This window comes from Lyngbya sp. PCC 8106, assembly GCF_000169095.1.
Lineage (GTDB): Bacteria > Cyanobacteriota > Cyanobacteriia > Cyanobacteriales > Microcoleaceae > Capilliphycus.
On sequence record NZ_AAVU01000014.1, the window covers coordinates 42,813 to 62,485 of the forward strand.

General features: G+C 41.4%; 20 protein-coding genes and 1 tRNA gene. 9 read left to right on the forward strand and 12 right to left on the reverse strand.

Going from position 1 to position 19,673, the window contains the following annotated elements; genetic code table 11:
* Window positions 1-249: 249 nt before the first annotated feature.
* Window positions 250-408, reverse strand: a complete 159-nt coding sequence (locus L8106_RS32100) for a hypothetical protein (protein ID WP_156803645.1) — start codon at window positions 406-408, stop codon at window positions 250-252.
* Between the two features lie 280 nt (window positions 409-688).
* Between L8106_RS32100 and cysE the strand changes: the two genes are divergently transcribed.
* The gene (gene cysE, locus L8106_RS11390; RefSeq protein ID WP_050779111.1) at window positions 689-1,531 is read left to right on the forward strand and encodes a serine O-acetyltransferase; all 843 of its coding nucleotides are present in this window, start codon (window positions 689-691) and stop codon (window positions 1,529-1,531) included.
* Here cysE and L8106_RS11395 read toward each other — a convergent pair.
* A complete protein-coding gene (locus L8106_RS11395; protein WP_009784444.1) occupies window positions 1,521-2,102 on the reverse strand; it encodes an Npun_F5749 family FMN-dependent PPOX-type flavoprotein in 582 nt (193 codons plus the stop codon). The two genes, cysE and L8106_RS11395, sit on opposite strands and share 11 nt — an antisense overlap.
* 200 nt (window positions 2,103-2,302) lie before the next feature.
* Between L8106_RS11395 and L8106_RS11400 the strand changes: the two genes are divergently transcribed.
* The 3 genes from L8106_RS11400 (at window position 2,303) to L8106_RS11405 (ending at window position 4,187) form a co-directional block, all read left to right on the forward strand.
* Complete coding sequence (locus L8106_RS11400; protein WP_009784445.1) at window positions 2,303-3,043, forward strand: dienelactone hydrolase family protein; 741 nt, start codon at window positions 2,303-2,305, stop codon at window positions 3,041-3,043.
* Window positions 3,027-3,194 (forward strand): DNA ligase, encoded by a 168-nt coding sequence (locus L8106_RS32950; RefSeq protein ID WP_009784446.1) that lies wholly within the window; start codon window positions 3,027-3,029, stop codon window positions 3,192-3,194. The genes L8106_RS11400 and L8106_RS32950 overlap by 17 nt, the downstream gene beginning before the upstream one ends.
* A 174-nt stretch (window positions 3,195-3,368) precedes the next feature.
* The gene (locus L8106_RS11405; RefSeq protein ID WP_009784447.1) at window positions 3,369-4,187 is read left to right on the forward strand and encodes a hypothetical protein; all 819 of its coding nucleotides are present in this window, start codon (window positions 3,369-3,371) and stop codon (window positions 4,185-4,187) included.
* A gap of 31 nt (window positions 4,188-4,218) precedes the next feature.
* Here L8106_RS11405 and ligA read toward each other — a convergent pair whose 3' ends face one another.
* The 5 genes from ligA to L8106_RS34215 form a co-directional block, all read right to left on the reverse strand.
* Window positions 4,219-6,276 (reverse strand): NAD-dependent DNA ligase LigA, encoded by a 2,058-nt coding sequence (gene ligA, locus L8106_RS11410; RefSeq protein WP_009784448.1) that lies wholly within the window; start codon window positions 6,274-6,276, stop codon window positions 4,219-4,221.
* Window positions 6,277-6,306: 30 nt separating this feature from the next.
* Window positions 6,307-7,266: an Npun_R2479 family HD domain-containing metalloprotein gene (locus L8106_RS11415; RefSeq protein WP_009784449.1), complete on the reverse strand. Its 960-nt coding sequence runs from the start codon at window positions 7,264-7,266 to the stop codon at window positions 6,307-6,309.
* 289 nt (window positions 7,267-7,555) lie between these two features.
* Window positions 7,556-8,410, reverse strand: a complete 855-nt coding sequence (locus tag L8106_RS11420) for a hypothetical protein (protein WP_039896076.1) — start codon at window positions 8,408-8,410, stop codon at window positions 7,556-7,558.
* 50 nt (window positions 8,411-8,460) lie between these two features.
* On the reverse strand, window positions 8,461-9,063 hold the full coding sequence (locus tag L8106_RS11425; protein WP_009784451.1) for a DUF1517 domain-containing protein: 603 nt from the start codon (window positions 9,061-9,063) through the stop codon (window positions 8,461-8,463).
* Window positions 9,064-9,109: 46 nt separating this feature from the next.
* On the reverse strand, window positions 9,110-9,238 hold the full coding sequence (locus L8106_RS34215; protein ID WP_009784452.1) for a hypothetical protein: 129 nt from the start codon (window positions 9,236-9,238) through the stop codon (window positions 9,110-9,112).
* Here L8106_RS34215 and L8106_RS11430 point away from each other — a divergent pair.
* Complete coding sequence (locus L8106_RS11430) at window positions 9,230-10,666, forward strand: MFS transporter (RefSeq protein WP_009784453.1); 1,437 nt, start codon at window positions 9,230-9,232, stop codon at window positions 10,664-10,666. The genes L8106_RS34215 and L8106_RS11430 overlap by 9 nt on opposite strands.
* A 3-nt stretch (window positions 10,667-10,669) precedes the next feature.
* On the opposite strand, the gene L8106_RS11435 is transcribed toward L8106_RS11430, so the two are convergent.
* A complete protein-coding gene (locus tag L8106_RS11435) occupies window positions 10,670-11,341 on the reverse strand; it encodes a metal-binding protein (protein ID WP_009784454.1) in 672 nt (223 codons plus the stop codon).
* 88 nt (window positions 11,342-11,429) lie between these two features.
* Between L8106_RS11435 and L8106_RS11440 the strand changes: the two genes are divergently transcribed.
* Window positions 11,430-11,501: transfer RNA gene (locus L8106_RS11440), tRNA-Val, on the forward strand.
* A gap of 59 nt (window positions 11,502-11,560) precedes the next feature.
* Here L8106_RS11440 and L8106_RS11445 read toward each other — a convergent pair.
* The 4 genes from L8106_RS11445 to L8106_RS11460 form a co-directional block, all read right to left on the reverse strand.
* Complete coding sequence (locus L8106_RS11445) at window positions 11,561-12,478, reverse strand: glycosyltransferase family 2 protein (RefSeq protein ID WP_009784455.1); 918 nt, start codon at window positions 12,476-12,478, stop codon at window positions 11,561-11,563.
* Between the two features lie 436 nt (window positions 12,479-12,914).
* Window positions 12,915-14,030, reverse strand: coding sequence for a phospho-N-acetylmuramoyl-pentapeptide-transferase (mraY, locus tag L8106_RS11450; RefSeq protein WP_009784456.1), 1,116 nt, complete (start codon window positions 14,028-14,030; stop codon window positions 12,915-12,917).
* Window positions 14,031-14,160: 130 nt separating this feature from the next.
* Entirely contained in the window at window positions 14,161-14,406 is a 246-nt protein-coding gene (locus tag L8106_RS11455; protein ID WP_009784457.1) for a DUF3134 domain-containing protein, read from the reverse strand.
* Window positions 14,407-14,617: 211 nt separating this feature from the next.
* Window positions 14,618-16,246, reverse strand: coding sequence for a BON domain-containing protein (locus L8106_RS11460; RefSeq protein ID WP_009784458.1), 1,629 nt, complete (start codon window positions 16,244-16,246; stop codon window positions 14,618-14,620).
* 505 nt (window positions 16,247-16,751) lie between these two features.
* Between L8106_RS11460 and L8106_RS32955 the strand changes: the two genes are divergently transcribed.
* The 3 genes from L8106_RS32955 (at window position 16,752) to L8106_RS11470 (ending at window position 19,632) form a co-directional block, all read left to right on the forward strand.
* Window positions 16,752-16,901, forward strand: coding sequence for a hypothetical protein (locus L8106_RS32955; RefSeq protein WP_009784459.1), 150 nt, complete (start codon window positions 16,752-16,754; stop codon window positions 16,899-16,901).
* Window positions 16,902-17,087: 186 nt separating this feature from the next.
* Entirely contained in the window at window positions 17,088-18,107 is a 1,020-nt protein-coding gene (locus L8106_RS11465; protein WP_039896092.1) for an AI-2E family transporter, read from the forward strand.
* A 166-nt stretch (window positions 18,108-18,273) separates the two neighbouring features.
* Complete coding sequence (locus L8106_RS11470) at window positions 18,274-19,632, forward strand: histidine phosphatase family protein (RefSeq protein WP_009784462.1); 1,359 nt, start codon at window positions 18,274-18,276, stop codon at window positions 19,630-19,632.
* Window positions 19,633-19,673 lie beyond the last annotated feature (41 nt).

Genomic DNA, 19,673 nt, shown 5'->3' on the forward strand with positions numbered 1-19,673 from the left:
TTCAGAAACCTGTTTGGGTATGCCCTACCCTACAGTTCAAAACCTAAAATCTTGGTTTCTCTGTACTTGTTGCGTTGCGCCTTTTACCCGTACAAGCTTTCCTGTACGGAACCTCATAACTTCAGTGCGTCAAGGTGCGCTGCCTTTTCGGCGACTGGGTTTTTAGTGTGGTTGATTACCCTTTCCACAAAAGAAAGTTTAGCATAAAGCCGTCAATCACGGACGGGGCTTGTACCCCAATTTTTTCGGTCATTCTCCCATCAACCAAGATAGCACTAATCCAAACAGCATCAATCCAGCCCACTGAGGAAGGTGTAGCCAATTTAATCCGTAGCTTGGCCAGAAGACAAACACCACCGAGAAAATCGAGCTGGCTGCGACCAAAAGTAACGTAAGTAAAATAGACATGACTCTTGCTTCTTAACTGAGGGTTTTGAGGGGTTCTCAATAAATTTTAAACGGAATGAGTAATAATACAGCGGAAGTGAGAAAATTAAAACTTTAAATCATTTTTTTGACTATTTTTATAAAAATTCGGGACATTTTGCCCATCAAGAATCTGTCAAGAACTCAGAACGAGAGAAAAACCGATCCAAAAATTCGGAATATATCCCTTTTTGATGAACTGTTCTGATCCGAATATCGATTAATATAGAGGCGTGGTATGTTTGATAAATATTTTATAATCGTGTTCAAAAGCCTACGAGCTGACTTCCGGATAATATTCGAGCGAGATCCTGCGGCTCGCAACTGGCTTGAAGTTCTGTTTTGTTACCCTGGTCTTCAAGCGCTATTGTTTCATCGTCTAGCCCATTGGATGTATAGTCTGGGAATGCCTTTTTTTCCTCGTCTGATCTCCCATTTAGCTCGCTTTTTAACGGGAATTGAAATTCATCCCGGTGCGACGATTGGAACGGGGGTATTCATCGATCATGGCATGGGTGTTGTTGTTGGTGAAACTGCTATTATTGGAGACTATTGTCTGATCTATCAGGGTGTGACTCTCGGTGGAACAGGCAAAGAAAGCGGCAAACGACATCCCACTTTAGGGGAAAATGTGGTTGTGGGTGCTGGCGCAAAAGTCCTCGGAAATATCCAAATTGGCAACAATGTCCGCATCGGTGCGGGTTCGGTTGTGTTGCGGGAGGTTCCTTCTGATTGTACTGTTGTAGGGATTCCGGGTCGAGTGATTTATCGTTCGGGTGTACGGGTCAATCCCCTCGAACATGGTAGCCTACCCGACTCTGAAGCGGTTGTCATTCGGACTTTGATGGATCGAATTGAAGCCCTCGAAAGTCAGGTTTACACTCTCCAAGATCAACTTTCTGAAGTTCCCCGTCGGGCGTTAACTCCACCTTCTTTATGCTTTACCTCCGAAAATAATCATCTTGCTGACGACTCCCAAGAGTCAGAGGTTGATTGTAGTGGTGGGACAACCTGTTGCAGTCTCAAGGATAAGGACATTTTAGAGTTTCTCGATGGTTCAGGTATTTGGCATCTTGATGAGTGTTCTCAGTGTTCTAAGGATTAACGGCTTGAGTTAACCAGTTATTATTGGCCTCTCGCCAGTACAGATAACGGTTCTGAGGTTCCCCCCGCAATTCTAAGTGATCAATGTGTTCGGGTTCGAGCAACAATAGGCAAAATTCAGCAGGGGGTTCCACCGGAAATACTTCTGGCGGAGTAAACTCAGACGCATCCACACGAGATTGACCCGGTGATGGCCAAAAAAATTGGGAGCGGGCATTATCGGAAAGATCTTGCCAAACTTGTTGACGTTCCGATGATAAAATGCGATCGGAAGATGTCGCGGTAATGAGTGTGAGTTGACCGAACAAACGGAATTGTTCACGGGTTTTTGGAAAATACCAACAAGCCTCTGCCGACTGATTTTTTGTAATTTGTTGTACTTTTTGACTACGACTATCGGTGATCATTTTGAGTTGGTTTGTCTGATCCATAAACCCTCGATAAACAACGGTACGGTTGGCTGGATGTCCATCACTCCGAATAGTTGCCAGTTGAAAATAACGACAATAAGCTAAACTCCGATTTCGATGTAAAGCACGGGCTAAAGGTTCTCTCCAAGGCGCAAGCTCCATATTAGACAAAATATTACAAAAATAAATTACAAAAATAAAATTATACAGCGATCGCCAAGTACAGCGCGACTTCTGATCTCATTCTAAAGAAAATCACAACAATCTAGCAGAATCTAAAAAATCACTGTTAAACTAATATAAATTTGGGGATAACTAACATTTATTGCTTGAATTTAAGCATAAAATTAGGGGGATTTTAAGTGCAAATTACATCTAGCAATATTGACTTAAGAGTAGATGACAGTTTGATGCGGGTTTATATCGCCGCACCGAAACCTTCTGGTGTATATCCGGGTATTGTTTTTTATAGTGATATTTATCAGTTAGGTAGCCCGATTATTCGTCTCGCTAATTATTTAGCTGGATATGGTTATGTGGTCGCCGCACCGGAGATTTTTCATCGAATTGAACCTATTGGTCAAGTGATCGAACCCGATGATCTCGGACGAATGCGAGGGAATGATGACGCCCGTAGAACAGAGGGCGAAAATTATGATCGTGATGGTCGGGCGGTGATAGAATTTCTCAAAGCAGAAAGCTCTGTGGCGACGGATAAAATAGGCACGTTAGGCTTTTGTATTGGCGGACATTTAGCCTTTAGAACGGCTTTTGAACCTGAAATCAAAGCGTCTGTTTGTTGTTATCCAACGGGTGTTCCCAGTGGGAAATTAGGTCAAGGTGTAGCCGATACCATTCAACGAGTTTCTGAGATTAAAGGCGAGATGTTGATTGTGTTTGGAACTCTAGATCGTCACACACCAGAAAATGACCGTCAGACTGTAAAAAATGAACTCGAAAAGGCAAGTATTCCTCACAAAATTGTTACCTATGAAGCCGAACACACCTTTATGCGCGATGACGGTTATCGTTATGATCCGGTGGTAACAACTGCGGCTTGGTCAGAAATAACAGCATTTTTAGAGCGTGTATTTGCGCGTTAAAATAGGTTGGGTTAATCAGCATCATGCTGTTGATATTGCCATTGATGGAATAGAGGGTTGGAATTTTGCTCAAGCGGCTGCCTATGACCTGATTTTATTAGATTTAATGCTACCTCGATTACATTCGTTGAGAATAATTCGTTTACTGTAGTTTAGTTAGAAACAGTCATAGGGGTGCAAGACTTGCGCCCTTAAAACTATCAATAGGGTAAAAAAGACTTTTTGCTACACTAAAGCATACTCAATAGATCGATCTAACAAATTGTATCGAAATAGCAGTTGTATAAAATTTCGGGGTATAAAAGAATTAAACCCCCCAAATTTGATGAAAATTGCTAAAAATACACCCCAACTATTAGTATTAAACGTTCCGACTTATGCTGGATGTTTAGCCGGTTTAATCGTAAGTTTACCGGGATTAATATTTATTTTATTACCTTTTTTTGCTTTGGGATCGTTAAGTTATTCATCATTGAAATGTAATCGAATCGCTTCTGAACCAACTAAGTGTCAAGTTTTTAGAGTGAGTTTAAGTCACTACTACTCTGAACAATTTACTCTTGATAAACTGCAAAACGTTAGCCTACAAACAAAATCTGTTCCTTATGGAAATGGATCTAAAAATGCTTATCGAGTGATTTTAGAAACCAATCGCAAACAAATTCCCTTCACTATGTACTATACCTCAAAATTTCCTCAAAAGCTTAGATCTGAAATTGAAACTTTTGTTAGTAATGAAAATAAAGATTCTCTCAAGATTAAAGTTAAGCCTAATCTATTAGGAGTCATCTTTTTTATTATTATGCTTCTTATGGCTTTACCTTCTTTACTGTTTGGGGGACTGTTAGGGGGATTTATCGCAGCGTCATCAAAATGTAGTTGTCGATTTGATCGAACTTTAAACCTAGCGACTTGGAAAACAGAAGGACTTTTTCGTGAAAAACGTCAATGTCATTTGAATGAAATTAGTTCAGTAGAAGTTAAACCAGAAACCCTTAAATGTAAAAAAAATAATTCTGTAATTTATCACGTTCTTTATATTAAACTCCATTCTGGAGAAGTCTTTTTAAGATATCATTATATTACTCCTGAAGAAGCAACTAAAATTGCTCAATTGATTAATAAATTTATGCAATTAAATTAAGAGATAATTGCTATCAATAAATTCAGGGGATTTAAGCAGGTTTCTCTAACAGTTCTAAAAGTTCCGCTTCTGATAACTGTAGAATTTCTAATTCTTGGGCTTTTTTGAGTTTAGAACCCGCATCCTCTCCAACAACGACATAATCGGTTTTAGAACTAACTGAACCTGTAACCTTTCCCCCTGCATTCTGAATTAATTTCTTGGCTTCATCTCGTTTTAAATTCGGTAAAGTTCCCGTCAAAACAAAAGTTTTACCGGATAAGTTTAAATCTTGTTTTTGTGATAAACTCGACTCTGGAGACGGTTGAGAAGCTAAATTTAATCCCTGTTGTTTTAACCGTTCAATTAAAGCTTGATTCGCCGGAACTTTAAACCATTCCTCAACAGAGAAAGCAATTTCTGTACCAATTCCATAAACCCCTTCAATATCTGCGGGTGTAGAATCAGCTAACTGTTCCACTGTTAAAAACTTTTGAGTTAACAATTCTGCATTCACACTTCCCACATGACGAATACCCAACCCATACAAAACCCTCGCCCAAGGTTGAGTTTTAGACTCAGTAACTGCATTAACAATTTTTGTCGCTGATTTCTCGCCTATCCGTTCAAGTTGAGTGAGTTTTTCAACAGTTAATTCATACAAATCTGCAACGCTTGAAATCAATTTCCGTTCAACTAATTGCTGAACTAACTTCTCCCCAACTCCATTAATATCAACCGCATCTCGACTACACCAATGAATCAGAGAACCCCGCAAAATAGCCGGACAAGAGGTATTAATACAGCGTGTTACCGCCTCAGTTTGGGGCTTGACAACGGCTTGACCACACTCCGGGCAGTGGGTCGGCATTTGAAAAGGTTGGGCGTTTGTAGGGCGTAATTCGGGGAGATTACGAACGACTTCCGGGATGATTTCTCCGGCTTTTCTAACAATTACGGTATCACCAATATGTAGATCGAGTTCGGCGATGCGATCGCTATTGTGGAGAGTCGCCCGTTGAACGGTGGTTCCGGCGAGTTGTAGGGGTTCTAACTCCGCCACAGGGGTTAAGGCGCCTGTTCTCCCCACTTGAACAGTAACAGCTAAAAGTTTTGTAGGGGCTTCTTCGGCAGGATATTTTAATGCGATCGCCCAACGGGGGAATTTTTGAGTAAAACCGAGTTGTTCTTGTAGGGACAAAGGATTAATTTTAACGACAACTCCATCAGTCATGTAAGATAAATTTTGGCGGCGACTATCCCAGTCTTCAAAGTAGTTTTGAACTTCAGTTAACGAGTGGCAAAGCTGACGGTTTGGATTGACTTTAAAGCCCATTTCTTGCAGAAGTTCTAAACAATCCCATTGAGTTTTGAGATTGATTTCTTCTCCTTCTAAATGCACAGTATAGGCAAAAAAATCTAACTGGCGTGATCGCACAATTCGGGAGTCTAATTGTCGTAAAGTTCCGGCTGCGGCGTTGCGAGGATTAGCAAATAAAGATTCGTCTTTTTGTTGACGTTCTTGGTTAATCTTTGCAAAAATATTCAGGGATAAAAACGCTTCACCTCGCACTTCTACAATAGAGGGAGGACTTTCTAATTTGAGTCGTAGAGGAATTGAACGAATGGTTTTAACATTTTGAGTGATTTCTTCTCCTGTAACCCCATCTCCGCGAGTTGTACCCCGAACCAAAATCCCGTTTTCATAGGTTAAAGCTAGGGCGGAACCGTCTATTTTAAGTTCACAAATATAGAGAGGTTCTGAATAATTAATTTCTTTATCTTCTGTTTTTAGAACCTTTTTCCAACGCCCGTCCCAGGCTTTTAATTCTTCAGTATTAAACGCATTTTCTAGACTGTAAAGCGGGATATTATGTCGTACAGAGGTAAATTGAGTAGCAGGTTTTTCACCCACTCGTTGAGTCGGACTATCGGGAGTAATGAGTTGAGGGTAGTCTGTTTCTAATTGTTGAAGTTCTCGATACAACTGATCATAGATAGCATCTTCGATGATCGGTGCATCGAGAACATAATAGGCATAGCTAGCAAGATGTAGCTGTTGCGATAGCTTCTGTACGCGCTGTTGAATCTCTGATGTTAGCTGTTCCACAGGATTTTCTGTTCAAACTCCCGTTAATCATTATAGATTGAGTTCAGTCAATTCACTAAACTTAGGTAGTTCTTTGTGTCTTGAATTTCCGTCTCCCAATGAAAGAACACCATTTGAGTCGGAATCAAAACGGGTATTATTGACTTCTTCAACAATTCGAGATTCGTTTTCAACTTGGAATACATTCGCATATAAGTTGGCGACAACTTGTTTCCCTTCTTGAGTCAGTTCCAAATATCTTAACGCTGCTGGAATATAAGGAAATACTCCATTCCAGTAAAATTTAGCGTAATTTTTGCGTAAATCTCCAGGCGTTTTGTAACCGAGAACTTTGTTGGTTCCGACTTCTTCAAACTCATAAAATAACGAACTAATTTTCTTTAAATACCGAGGATCACTGAGTTGACCAATCAAGTCAGCCGCCCTTGCTAAACCGGAATAATTATTTCGGTCTTGATAGGTTTCATCAGCCGGAACCGGAAAACGGGTGAGTTCAATATTGCGTTTAACTTGTTCGGCATCGATTAATTTATGGCCGCCAAATCGTTCATCAATGACCAATTTTCCTCGGTCAACATGATAGGGGGTTAAACTCGCAGAGGTCGCACCCATAGGGATTGAAACCATTCCATCACTGATTCCTGTTGCATAGATTCCGTTGGCTTCTTGATCGCAGCGACAGACCCCTTTTACATAGCCAATATCGTGACACAATAAGGAAATGATAAAGTGCAACCAATCCTCAGGAGTCACACCCCCTTCTCGAATATGTTTACCCCGCATGATTTCCTGCCCGACCAATGTGACCAACATCGTATGTTCGACATTGTGGTAGAGGGCATCGCAGTTGGCAATATTTTCTAATGCCATTGTTCCGACCCAAGCAATAATTTCAGGGAAGTCCGGTTTGAAACCCCCGTAGGTACGACGGTAGCCTGCTTGCAGTCGTTCTAAAAAGGCATCTACAAGAACAGCAGTTGCATTAAACATACTTCAGAACTCAATTTTATTTTGTCGGTTGTGAGGTTTTCGATCTCTCAAGGGTAGCAAAACTTCCGGTCAGATTTATCATCTGGAAGTCTTTAATTAAACATTAAGTTTCTATAGAGTTAGAGATTGATCTTATTATATTTCGACTCTCAATATTTAGCTGTGATCGCTGTCAAATAATTTGATCTGAATTAAGGTCAGAGGTCAGAGAGAATTTGTTAGGTGCAAATACCTTCTACCCTCTGTCCTTTATTAATCAAAACTAATCACAGTCTCTTGACAATTTGATTTAACGACGACGCCTTGACCCCCCTGATCGACTCCGAGAACTCCCACTTCCAAAGCTAGGAGTTCGTTTTTGGGTTTGAGAAGGACGAGTTTGATTTGATCGTTGTAAGTTACTCGAACCCACCCCAGATCCGGTTGAACGACTTGCATCTCTAGAGGTGGAACGATTTGTGCGGTTGTTGGATGGAGAGGCAATATTTCCCGTAGTTCGCAAGACTTGGCGATTTTTCACAGCAGGAGGCGGGGAATTATAACGAGAACGATAATCGCTGACTGCACTATTATAGGTATTCCCATAACCGCCATAACCCGTTAAACCACCCGGTTGATAAGCTGGAGGAACGTAATACCGAGGCGCAAACAGGGTACTAGCGATCGCACTTCCGACAAAAGCCCCGGCAAAAGGTTGCCAAAAACTCGACTGTTGACGCACCACAACCACTTGCTGTTGACCGGTAGAGGGATCGGTGCGGGTTTCAGTGACGTTGTGAACGTATTGGATTTTAAAGTCTTCTGTCAAATACAATGTAGCTTGATCACCTTGAATCTGAGCGTAAGTGCCTTTTCCGGCTTGAGTTTGTTCATCGGTCAGACGCGCCATTTGCAGGTTTGTTGTCCGATAAGTCGGCGGAGTTCCCGATGGAGTATTGAGGAGCATTAAGCTATATTCACCGTTGGCATCATTGTATTCGGCTTGCTGAACGGGATATTCACCCTGGTTCGCCTGGGTTCGATTTTGGCTAACGGTTTGAGTGGGAGTTTGATTAGAAGTAGTCGTTGTACTCGACGAACCACAAGCGAGGGTTGTCCAACACAACGACAGTGACATTAAAACAATGATGAATTTACGCAACATAAATCACAATGAGGTTTTTTTTAAGTTGATCGACAAGAGCCGCCCTAATTCTATAGCGGGATCAGTTCTGGGAAGTTCTGCAATAATTGATCGCTAGTGAGTTCATCCCCAAAACGAGCCGGAGAGTAGTGAATTTGAATAGCACGGAGACGATTTTGATAATGCAGGTTGATGATCGCCTTTAACCCCTCCTGCATCGTTTCCATACTCGCTAAATCGGTTTCCAGAGCAGGAACTTCACCTTCACAGGCTATTGTAATCATCACCACTAGATTTGCTGTGGCGCTTAAAGACAACGGAACATCTGGGGTATCGGCTAAATCTTCTAAAGGTTGGGAGAGATAGCGTTGCGCCGAGTCGGTGAACAGTTGATCAACATAGTCGGCTGTTTCCCCTTCATCCCACAGAACATCACCTTCATTGCTCGCAGATTGCCAATAGATGTCGTATTGCAGCAGATTTTGACAAATTTCAACCAGTCCCTCCCCCAACACTTCGAGATCCCCTTCCGCCTCGATCGCATTACGAGCAATTTGGTTGAGAACACCGAGTAAAGGTGAAACCTCTGCTCCTCCTAAATGCAGCAATACCCGAGAGACGACAAAGCGAGTTTTGCCCAAAAATTGATTAAAACGATTGCCAAGAGTTGCCATAACTGAGTTACTCCTGATAGAAATTGGAGTGAATTGAGCTATAGTTCTAGGATATCGCGTTTATTTGTTGATACCATCGCAGATCATTCGGTAAAGAACACTGAAACGGTTTTGCTTCCGATGCAATTGAAAAATAACGACGATCACGATTATTTGGAATAACTTCATGACTCATGAGTCTTCCCCTGCTTCTCCTGCCTCATTTCCCTTGGCTGAAAAGCTAAATCTGTCCACTAAAATTGCCTACGGTGCGGGCGATCTGGGTACGGCAATTACGGCCAATCTTCTGGCGTTTGTTTTATTGGTTTTCTTAACTAATGTGGCGGGTTTACCTGCCGGACTTGCTGGAAGTGTTTATATGATTGGGAAAATTTCCGATGCGATTAATGATCCCATTATTGGGGTACTTAGCGATCGCACGGTTCATCCCTGGGGACGGCGTTATCCCTGGATGGTGTTTGGGGCGATTCCGTTTGGGATTTTCTTCTTTTTACAGTGGCTTGTTCCGAGTACCAATATTTGGGTTTTATTCTGGTACTATGTTGTTATTTCGGTCTTGTTTAATCTCAGTTATACGGTTGTTAATTTACCCTATGCTGCACTCACCCCTGAGCTAACGCAAGATTATCACGAACGCACCAGCCTGAATAGTTTTCGGTTTGCTTTTTCTATTGGGGGTAGTATTTTATCCTTAATTTTAGCGTTAGTTATTTCTTTATTAATTCCTGATAATCTCAAACAACAATATCTCGTTCTTGGCTTAATTTGTGCCATTATTTCCGTTTTACCGATCTTTTGGTGTGTGTTAGGAACTCGTGATCGCACCTTAAAGGCTAAAACCTCTGAACCCATAACAGATTCATCTCCAAATTTACCCCTATTCCAACAAATTAAAATTGTCTTTGAAAATCGCCCGTTTTTATATGTTACCGGAATTTATTTATGTTCTTGGCTAGGGGTTCAACTGACTGCGGCGATTCTTCCCTACTACGTTCAAAATCGGATGAAACTGTCAACCACTGATTTTTATTTGACAGCCATTGCGGTTCAGGGAACGGCGATTATTATGTTATTTGTTTGGAGTCAGGTGAGTAAAAAATATGGTAAAAAAGTTGTTTATTTTATGGGAGTTAGTGTTTGGTTAATTGCTCAAGTTGGATTGTGGTTTCTGCAACCGGGTCAGATTAGTCTAATGTATTTGCTAGCTGTTTTGGCAGGATTTGGAGTGTCTACGGCTTATCTGATTCCGTGGTCAATGATCCCGGATGTTGTTGATCTCGATGAACTGAATACAGGTCAACGACGGGAAGGACTTTTTTATTCCTTTATGGTGTTTTTACAAAAATTGGGATTAGCAGTCGGATTGTTTCTCGTCGGACAAGCATTAGAAATTGCCGGATTTCTTGAACGAATTCCGGGAGAAGCACTCCCTCAACAACCGGATTCAGCTATTTTTGCGATTCGGTTTGCGATCGCGCCCATTCCAGCAATTGTGTTAGTTGGGGGGATAATTTTAACCTATTTTTATCCGATTACAGAAACGGTACATGAAGAGATTTTATTGAAATTACATGAACGGAAAAGTAAACAATCAAGTCACTAATCTTTAGTCTTTTTTAGTTGAGTTGCGTTTAGCAACTGAAGGGGTGGGCGGACGACGGGTTGATGGAGATTTGCGTTTTTTTGAGGACGATTTAGACCCAAAGAATCCCAGAATGCCTTGAGTTTTTACTCGTTTATAGGCTGAGTTTGAGAAGAGTCCGCTTAAGCCTTGAGTTTGAATGCGTTTGTAGGCTGATCCTGTCCAGTCGCTGAGATAATGACTCATGGCACCCAACTCTAAACCGATAAAAATCGCTAACCATTCGGTTGAATGTTGAGATAGCGATCGCAGTATCATTCGAGCAACTTGAGAGAAACTCCATTCGACCTCCCAAACCGACTGAGCAATGAAGACTACAGGTATTGCCAAAATGATCACCCAAATGCTCAAATACAAGAGTCTTACCGCAGTCCCAATCACAGGGCCATGAGACAAAAACGAGCGATGGCGAACACTCTTTTGGTAAGGTAACCACAACCACCGCAACCAACCCCACCGTTGAAAATGGTAGGAACGATGAATATCAAGATCCGGGCCAAACATCAGGCCACTGAACAGAAAACAACTGGCAATAATTAAAGTCAGATGGCTGCTGCGAGTTTGTCCGAATGTGAAGCCTGTGACTACAGGTAAACTCCACAGAGTAATGCGATCGTGAGTTCGGCCGGAAGGCATAGGCAGCAGCTTAACAGATTTCTCATCTGAGCAAATAAATTGTTCCTATTTTACAGTTTGGTGCTATAATAGTGAAACAGATAAAAACGGGCGATTAGCTCAGTGGTAGAGCGCCTGCCTTACAAGCAGGACGTCACTGGTTCAAATCCAGTATCGCCCATACTCAAAACCCCTGATATCAACCGCTTAGTTCAGTTAACTTGAGTAAAATCAAGCTTTTTAGAGTTGTGCAATTTCTTTGGCTTTTTCAGATAGTTTAGCTTGTTTTTGACCTTGTGAACGGGCTTGCACATTGAGCAAATCGATGGGAGTCCTAGCCAAATCCACTAAATCGGCTTTTTGAGCAATGGCTTTCATACTGTTAATCGGTATTTCTTTTAACAACCAACGCCCCAGTCGATAGAGATAATCTTGTGGTGTGAAATCTCGCATCAAATCAACCCCATAGAGTTCGTGTAAATAGCGGTTTGACTCGCCATAACGTTGCCATTGACTGCGTAATTGTCGCAATGTTTCCCGATGTTTATGTTTGATAATTGCGTCTTGGGCAAAATAGACTTGATATTCAGTTTGCTGTTGAATTCGCCAACAAATATCGGCATCTCCCCCAGTGGTTAAATAGGGGCGAAACAAACCCACCTGTTCAAAAATAGGGCGACGAATTGCCAGATTAGCAGTTTGACCGTAGGGAAAAAACTTGTGAGTAATAGTATGCTTTTGGGAGAGAGTATCTTGACGATCAGCGTGTTTTTCGAGTAACGTCTGACCGGGTAAGGCGACAATTTCCCCCACTACAATTCCAATCGCCGCATCCTCAAACGGTTTGACCAATTTTTCTAACCATTGGGGTTCGGGACGACAATCGGCATCTGTAAAGGCGACTATCTCCCCTTGGGCGATGCGAATTCCCTGGTTGCGGGCGGCGTAGGAACTCTGAATCTGATTTTCACAGAGGGGGCGAATGGTATCGGTTGCGAAGGCTTGCAATATCTCAGCAGTGCGATCGCGACTATTATTATCCACCAATAAATACTCGACTTGATCAGGCTGATAAGTTTGCGATCGCAGACATTGAATTAAATCCGGTAAATCTGCCTCGCCGTTGTAAATCGGTACGACGACAGAAACATTAATCATGTTTAGATTTGGCTCCTTCGAGACAGAAGGTATTCTTCAGTCTAATTCTAACCTGTTCTACAAAACCTGTACAAAACGTCGCATTACAACACTTTTGCACTGTTTGCTTCCTGTTTCAAACCAGGACTGTCGGCAGCACCCTGTCCACAGGCTGAAAATCGGCTGGAACCCAACCTATTATTGAGTTTTCAATCACAACTTTGGATCTCTACTCCACTATTTTCAGGAAATTTAAAACTGATGGCTTTACTCAGTTACCTTTTTACAGGCTGCCCACTAGACAAGAATTCTCTGGGATGTCAAGCCTTAAATGCTTTAATCGCTTGGTTTTCGCGTTTTTTGATTGTATCACATTCAGAAAATACCTTGAAGCCACTCAAAGTAACGCAAATCGTATACTAGATTACATCTCTCTATCCGCTAAAAGTTTCAGGGTCTAAGCCATAACCAAACTGACCAACACCAAGATCACATTAATCAAATAAAATATTCCGACAACCTGAGTTTCTGACCAACCGCACAGTTCTAGATGATGATGCAACGGTGCCATTCTAAACAGACGCTTACCAATGCCATCGGGGTTTTTCGTTGCTTTATAGTAGCTTACCTGAGCGATTACAGACACCGTTTCGATCAAGAAAATCCCACTGATAATCAACAGCATCCAGAGTGTGTTACTGAGTAAAGCAACGGCCGCTAACGCCCCACCGAGGGCCAGTGAACCAGTATCTCCCATAAATACTTTAGCGGGATTGCGGTTGTGGCTGACAAACCCCAAACAACTCCCACTCAGACAAGCACAAAATACCATTAATTCTGGGGAAGTCGGCGCAAGATAAGCCCCGAGTCCAAAAAGAGTAATCGCCCCTAGTCCACCCATCAAACCATCAACACCATCAGTCAAGTTTGTGGCGTTACTTTCGGCAACCGGAACAAAAACAGCCAATGGCCAAAATAACCAGCCTAAAGGTAAGGCTAACCCAAATGGTAGAGCAACGGTTGAAATTTCAGAAGATTGGAGAGATAGACTTGCCACTCCCCGAGTTGCTAATGCCAAACCAAATAATGTTGCTAACCCAACTTGCAAGGCTAACTTCATTTGAGGAGAAATGCCTTTATTGGATTTTCGTCTGAGAATTTGCCAGTCATCCAACCAACCGACAAATCCGTAAGCGAGAGTTAAACTCGAAATAGCAATCACATTGGGGTGAAATCCTGACCAAATCAAACCCCCGATTACCCCAACCGGAATAAAAAAGATCCCCCCCATGGTGGGAGTACCTGCTTTTTTTAGGTGTGCTTGCGGGCCATCTTCTCGGATAAATTGTCCGGCTTTAATCCGAACCAGGAGCGGAATGACCCAATGCCCTAAAGCCGCAGCGATCAGCCCACAGACGGCTAAAGGAAGAAAGAGAGAAGTTTGAGGATTGAGAAAGCGATCTGCTGTCAGATCCAGACTGATCGCAAAAGCACTCAATCCTAGAGTCAGTAACGTCCAGAGATGACGTCCTGATAAATTTGATGAGCGAATTGGTGAAAATAAACTATCCACGGAAATAAATAAAATTAATCCTCAACACCAACTACAAACCGGGAGTTTAAGTTTTGATGACTACCCCTAGCCGTTGTTGCACCCTTATAATACGGCAGAAGTGCAACGCCTGCTAGATAGATAATTTTTCCTAATCTTCGAGTGCATCATCATCGTCGTCGTCATCGTCATCGTAGGAATTCTCATCAACAATCAATTCTGAAATCTCCTCTTCTGGGTTAACATAATTAGTGCTAGATTCCTGAACATTATCCCGAGGAATCAAACGATTCGTTGCTTGTAGCCACTCTAACAGGGAAACGTGCTGCTTTGAGGGAATTACATCAGCAGGTTCATGGACGGGAATTTTGCGTAAAGAAGGATTGTTTTCTGTCATTGAGTCGATTTGATGCCAAATATTAGACGTAAACAGTGAGACGGTTTGTAGTTATTGCTTTCTACTCACAGACGAGAGTAAAACCGGATGGATACCAAGCCAACCTGCAAAAACACATAAACGATCCCACCATAAATTAGCATAACTGGATCAGGGATCGATCAAGTTGTCGATGAAAGTTTGAAGAAATTCCGGACAACTGCGAGTCAACTCAATTTAATGGGTTGGAGTTTGGCGAAACTTCTAAATTATTCATCACTGTTACTGCACCCCCTTCATAGGCTTCTTCTGTGGCTTGGGCGTGTTCATACCAACTATCAACGGTTCCAGTCAAACGGGCAACTCCATCATCGACGGAAACTTCTACTTGTTGTTCATCTACAAAGGGAGACCATAATAACTGAGCATCTATTGCGGTGGCGAGGGCTTCATCACTACGATCTGAGAAAATCGAGTTGTCGTAATTGTAGTCATAGTCTTCGGTGATCGGGTCCCAATCATAAAAAGATGTTTCCTCCGCAGGTAAGTTATAGCTAACTTCCAACTGGTTAATCACGTCTGTTACACCTTGGGCTAAGGCGGCGACATCTCCGGCTTGCCATTTTTCAAAATAAGATTCTACACGACCATTGAGTCTAGCAATACCTTCTTCTACAGTCACACCAATCTCTTGACGGTTGACATAGGGATCTCGTTGTAGTCGGGTGATGATATTCTCAACAATTTCATTGTCTGTGAGTTCGGTTTGGGGTTGTACGTTAATATTGGTTTCAACTCGCCAAACCCCAGTTGTATTTCTGGCATCTTGGGCGGCGGCGCGTTTGGCTTTGAGGTTATCTACAGTACCGGATAACGTAACCGCCCCTTCATCAACGGCGACATTGAGGTTAAACGCAGCCACACGCGGATCATAGAGTAAAGCATCTTGAACTGCATCTCGAATAGCGCTATCTTCCAACTCAGGAAGGATTTTTGCTCTCATCCGTTCTTCATCAGCCCAGGGTTCAACTTCGAGGTTCTTTGCATCAACTGACATTACCCCAATCACATAAGCATCGGTAATGACTAAAGATTTTTCAAATGCACTACCAACAATTCCCGATAAGATCGCCTGACTCCCCTCGACTTCGACATTAATTAATCGACTATCAACTCGTGCATCCCATTGTAGGGCAGACTGAATATCTTGCTCAATTTCTGGGACGGAGCGTTGAGTTTTGTAATTGATTGAGATTTGATTATCGATTTGTTTAACCCCGGCAACTCCCTTCGCAACTCGACTGGCTAGTTGTTTTTCTTGCCAAGAATCAACTTCACCGCCTAAAGTCACGACTCCGTTATTAACAACGGGTTCTATTTCCCAGACTTCTGTGACGGGATCATTGACTAAAGCACTGTTAATATTCTCTAAAATTTCGGCATCAGTACGGGGAACAGGCTCGACATTAATCTCATTAATAACGGCTCGGGTTCCTTTGATCATGCTGGCAATTCGTTCCGCTCGTTCTTGAGCTAAAATATTATTGACAGAACCCGATAAGGTGACAATTCCTTCATTTGTGGCGACTAAAATACTCGCAGGTGAAATCCCTCGACTAATTTCTAACTCGCGTTCAATGGCTTCGGTGATTTCCGCATCAGTAAAGGGATCTTCACTCACCACCATTTCGGTTTCGTTGATGTCAGGTTCAGTTTCTAAGGCTTCGTTATCGGAGTTGGTCAGGGTTTGGTTGGGAGACTGACACCCTGTAATTCCCAGAGAACAAACGGTTGCTAACATTCCCGCAGATAATACTCTAAAAATTTGCTTTTGAGAATTTCTATTTATTGAAAATTGCATCATCATCTCCGACAACTAAATTGAACAGGTTTTGGCAGCTTGTAAAAGTTTTAAAATTTTAAAAACTAAACTAGAATAATAAAAATTAGAGACTTACTTGCAGCTAATCTCTATTTTATAAAAATCAGTAGCTGTAATTCCTCTATCCCCCGAAAGAGTTCTCAGACCGAGAGTGAAACGCGATCAAATATTCTATGAACTTCACAGAGAAACAAGATCAAATTTTCGGATTTAGGGATTCTGAGTTTGACTTCTGTTATAAATTTCAGTCAAAAGCTGAGTAAAGTCTATCATTCGATAGATGAATTGAATACCATCAACCCTTAAAATACAGGTACAAAGATGATAAAACCAATCTCAAAAAATATTCTAGATTTGTCAGTTATGGGTTGGAAATAGATTTTATTTTTAGTTAACTTAGTTAATTAAAAAAAAGTTTATTATAATCCTAAAAATAGAAACAAATTTAGAAGGATTGATTATTTAAAGACGGAGGAATACACAAATGAGTAATATAACTCGACGATTTCAGGAAGTATTTGAATATATCTGGTTAGGCGCAAAACGAATCTTTAGCAGTAATACAGATCAATATCCAGAAACCGGATTTCAACCCTACGAGGGAGATTCAGCAAATAAAATAAATGCCGAATAATTCATCCTAACGTGAAGGAATAGCTAGAACTATGGAGTTTAAGTTATTTCCTTCTTTTCTTAAAGATTTTAGTTTAATTGAGTTATTAATTCAATCAGATTATAGATAATTTTACATTTAGGTTAAAACCCTAAAATTTTATTCAAGCCAATACAATTTAGTTAGTGAGTGGGGAAGGGTGAAACTGTGACATTCGGGAAAACAATTGGAATTATCTGCTTCTTAATTTCCCTTTATATCTTGTGGAAAATTAGACAAGTTCTCTTACTTGCTTTTACTGCTATTATTTTAGCCACAGCCATTAACCGGATTGTAAAGCTTCTCCAGAAACAAGGAATGAAACGAGGTGTCGCTGTTGGGATCTCCGTATTTTTTCTTTTCTTAGTTTTAGCGGGATTTGTCTCAATTATTGTACCACCCGTGATAGACCAATGGCAAGAATTAATTACACAAGTTCCGATGGGATTTGAACAGCTTAAAACCTGGTACCTGGGTTTACAAGATCTCATTCCTTCCCGAATTTTTGGTAATTTACAAAGTCCTGAACGTCTGCTTGAACAAATACCCGATCCGGGTTTTGGGTTATTTAATAACGTTTTTAGCTTATTTTCAACTTCATTAGGAATTACTTTAAACGTTGTGCTTGTAATTGCGGTGACAATTATGTTATTGAGTGATCCCACGCCCTACCGACGTAACTTTATTTTGATATTTCCGGCTTTTTATCGCCCTCGGGTTAATGAGATTTTAAACGAGTGTGAACAAAACGTAGTGGGTGCTTTAGTTGGTCTTTTATTTAACATGACCGTAATTACACTTCTAAGTGGTATTGGCTTATGGATATTAGGGATTAGACTGGCTTTAGTCAATGCTTTACTTGCCGGATTTTTAACCTTTATTCCCAATATCGGCCCAACTATTAGTGTGATTCCACCCGCTTTACTTGCCCTGATGGATGCCCCCTGGAAAGCCCTAGCGGTGATTGGTCTTTATATCGCCATTCAACAAATTGAAAGTAATATTTTAACGCCTCTTGTGATGAAACACGAAGTTTCTTTACTGCCGGCAATCACGTTATTATCTCAAGTTATCTTTACCATCTTTTTTGGAACTTTGGGTCTACTTTTAGCCATTCCTCTCGTCGCTGTCTTACAGGTTTGGTTTAGAGAAATGTTAGTCAAAGATGTGATGAATCAATATCAGTAATAAAATCCCAAATTCAAAAAAACCCGTTGAAAAATCTGCTTTTTAGAAGCACCCGGATTTTTGGGTTGAACTTTAGATGTGAACGAGTTACAAAAACAAGGTAAAATGCTTCTGGCTTTAATCGGCTTTCCTTGTTCAACCATCACACATCCACACATCTAGAGTAATGACAACCCGTGTAATTCTTGTTCGCCATGGTCAAAGTACCTACAATGCTCAACATCGCATTCAAGGTCGCCTCGATGATTCTGTTTTAACAGAAAAAGGCTGTAATGCAGCTAATCAAGTGGGAGATACTCTCGCTAATTTAACATTTGATGCGATTTATTGTAGCCCTCTCAAACGCGCCAAACAAACGGCTGAACTGGTGGTATCCCGCTTGAAAACACCTCCGCAACTACAACCCACCCAACTTTTGATGGAAATTGATCTTCCATTGTGGGAGGGTTTATTGCGTCAAAATGTGATGGAAAAATATTCCCAAGACTATCAATGTTGGCACGAACGTCCTCACGAATTTTTTATGGTTCTTTCTGAACCCGAGGGAGAACGCCAGCATTTTCCAGTCTTAGCCGTATTTGAACAAGCCCGAAAATTTTGGCGAGAAACTTTAGCTCGTCATCAAGATCAAACAGTTTTAATTGTCGCTCATAATGGAATTAATCGGTCATTAATTGCTACAGCTTTAGGAATAGAAGCCAAATATTATCAATCTGTTCAACAATCTAACTGTGGAATTAGTGTCTTGAACTTTTCTGAAGTTACACCGGGAGAACTTCCTAAACCTGCCTCGGTTCAACTTCAGTCTCTGAACCTCACAAATCATGTTGGAAACCAATTTCCCTCGGTTCGACCTGAACATCAAGGGCCGAGAATTCTATTAGTTCGACATGGGGAAACAGAGTGGAATCGGAATGGACAATTTCAAGGACAAATTGATATTCCTTTAAACGATAACGGTCGAGAACAAGCCCGCAAAGCCGCTGAATTTCTCAAAACTGTTAAACTCGATTTTGCCTTCAGTAGTTCGTTACTTCGTCCGAAAGAAACGGCTGAAATTATTCTCCAACATCATCCTAATCTTGAGTTACAACTTGATGCAGATTTGTGGGAAATTAGTCACGGTTTATGGGAAGGGAAATTTGAAGCCGAAATTGAACAACTTTATCCCGGACTTTTGCAACAATGGAAAGTCGCTCCCGAAACGGTTCAAATGCCAGAAGGAGAGAATTTACAAGACATTTGGAGTCGTGTAGAAATCGCTTGGAAGCGTATTGTCAAAGCCTACGATCAACAACCTGTTACTGGACTTGTTGTTGCTCACGATGCAGTTAATAAAGCCATTCTCGCTCAAGTTTTTAACTTACCTCCTGATAATTTTTGGAACTTTAAACAAGGGAATGGGGCTGTAACCGTGATTGATTATCCGAATGGAATTAACGGTGATCCGGTTTTACAAGCATCTAATATTACTACTCATTTATTTGAGGGAATTTTGGATAAAACCGCCGCCGGAGCATTATAAAGTAGGGGCGCAAGGCTTGCGCCCATCAATCTTTCTTGCGC

What these genes read in the sequence shown, in the direction of transcription:
- L8106_RS32100 (WP_156803645.1), bottom strand. Translation starts at nt 408, where the DNA reads ATGTCTATTTTACTTACGTTACTTTTGGTCGCAGCCAGCTCGATTTTC.
- L8106_RS11395 (WP_009784444.1), bottom strand. Translation starts at nt 2,102, where the DNA reads ATGGAGCTTGCGCCTTGGAGAGAACCTTTAGCCCGTGCTTTACATCGA.
- L8106_RS11405 (WP_009784447.1), top strand. Translation starts at nt 3,369, where the DNA reads ATGAAAATTGCTAAAAATACACCCCAACTATTAGTATTAAACGTTCCG.
- L8106_RS11415 (WP_009784449.1), bottom strand. Translation starts at nt 7,266, where the DNA reads ATGTTTAATGCAACTGCTGTTCTTGTAGATGCCTTTTTAGAACGACTG.
- L8106_RS11420 (WP_039896076.1), bottom strand. Translation starts at nt 8,410, where the DNA reads ATGTTGCGTAAATTCATCATTGTTTTAATGTCACTGTCGTTGTGTTGG.
- L8106_RS11425 (WP_009784451.1), bottom strand. Translation starts at nt 9,063, where the DNA reads ATGGCAACTCTTGGCAATCGTTTTAATCAATTTTTGGGCAAAACTCGC.
- L8106_RS11430 (WP_009784453.1), top strand. Translation starts at nt 9,230, where the DNA reads ATGACTCATGAGTCTTCCCCTGCTTCTCCTGCCTCATTTCCCTTGGCT.
- L8106_RS34215 (WP_009784452.1), bottom strand. Translation starts at nt 9,238, where the DNA reads ATGAGTCATGAAGTTATTCCAAATAATCGTGATCGTCGTTATTTTTCA.
- L8106_RS11435 (WP_009784454.1), bottom strand. Translation starts at nt 11,341, where the DNA reads ATGCCTTCCGGCCGAACTCACGATCGCATTACTCTGTGGAGTTTACCT.
- L8106_RS11445 (WP_009784455.1), bottom strand. Translation starts at nt 12,478, where the DNA reads ATGATTAATGTTTCTGTCGTCGTACCGATTTACAACGGCGAGGCAGAT.
- L8106_RS11455 (WP_009784457.1), bottom strand. Translation starts at nt 14,406, where the DNA reads ATGACAGAAAACAATCCTTCTTTACGCAAAATTCCCGTCCATGAACCT.
- L8106_RS11460 (WP_009784458.1), bottom strand. Translation starts at nt 16,246, where the DNA reads ATGCAATTTTCAATAAATAGAAATTCTCAAAAGCAAATTTTTAGAGTA.
- L8106_RS32955 (WP_009784459.1), top strand. Translation starts at nt 16,752, where the DNA reads ATGAGTAATATAACTCGACGATTTCAGGAAGTATTTGAATATATCTGG.
- L8106_RS11470 (WP_009784462.1), top strand. Translation starts at nt 18,274, where the DNA reads ATGACAACCCGTGTAATTCTTGTTCGCCATGGTCAAAGTACCTACAAT.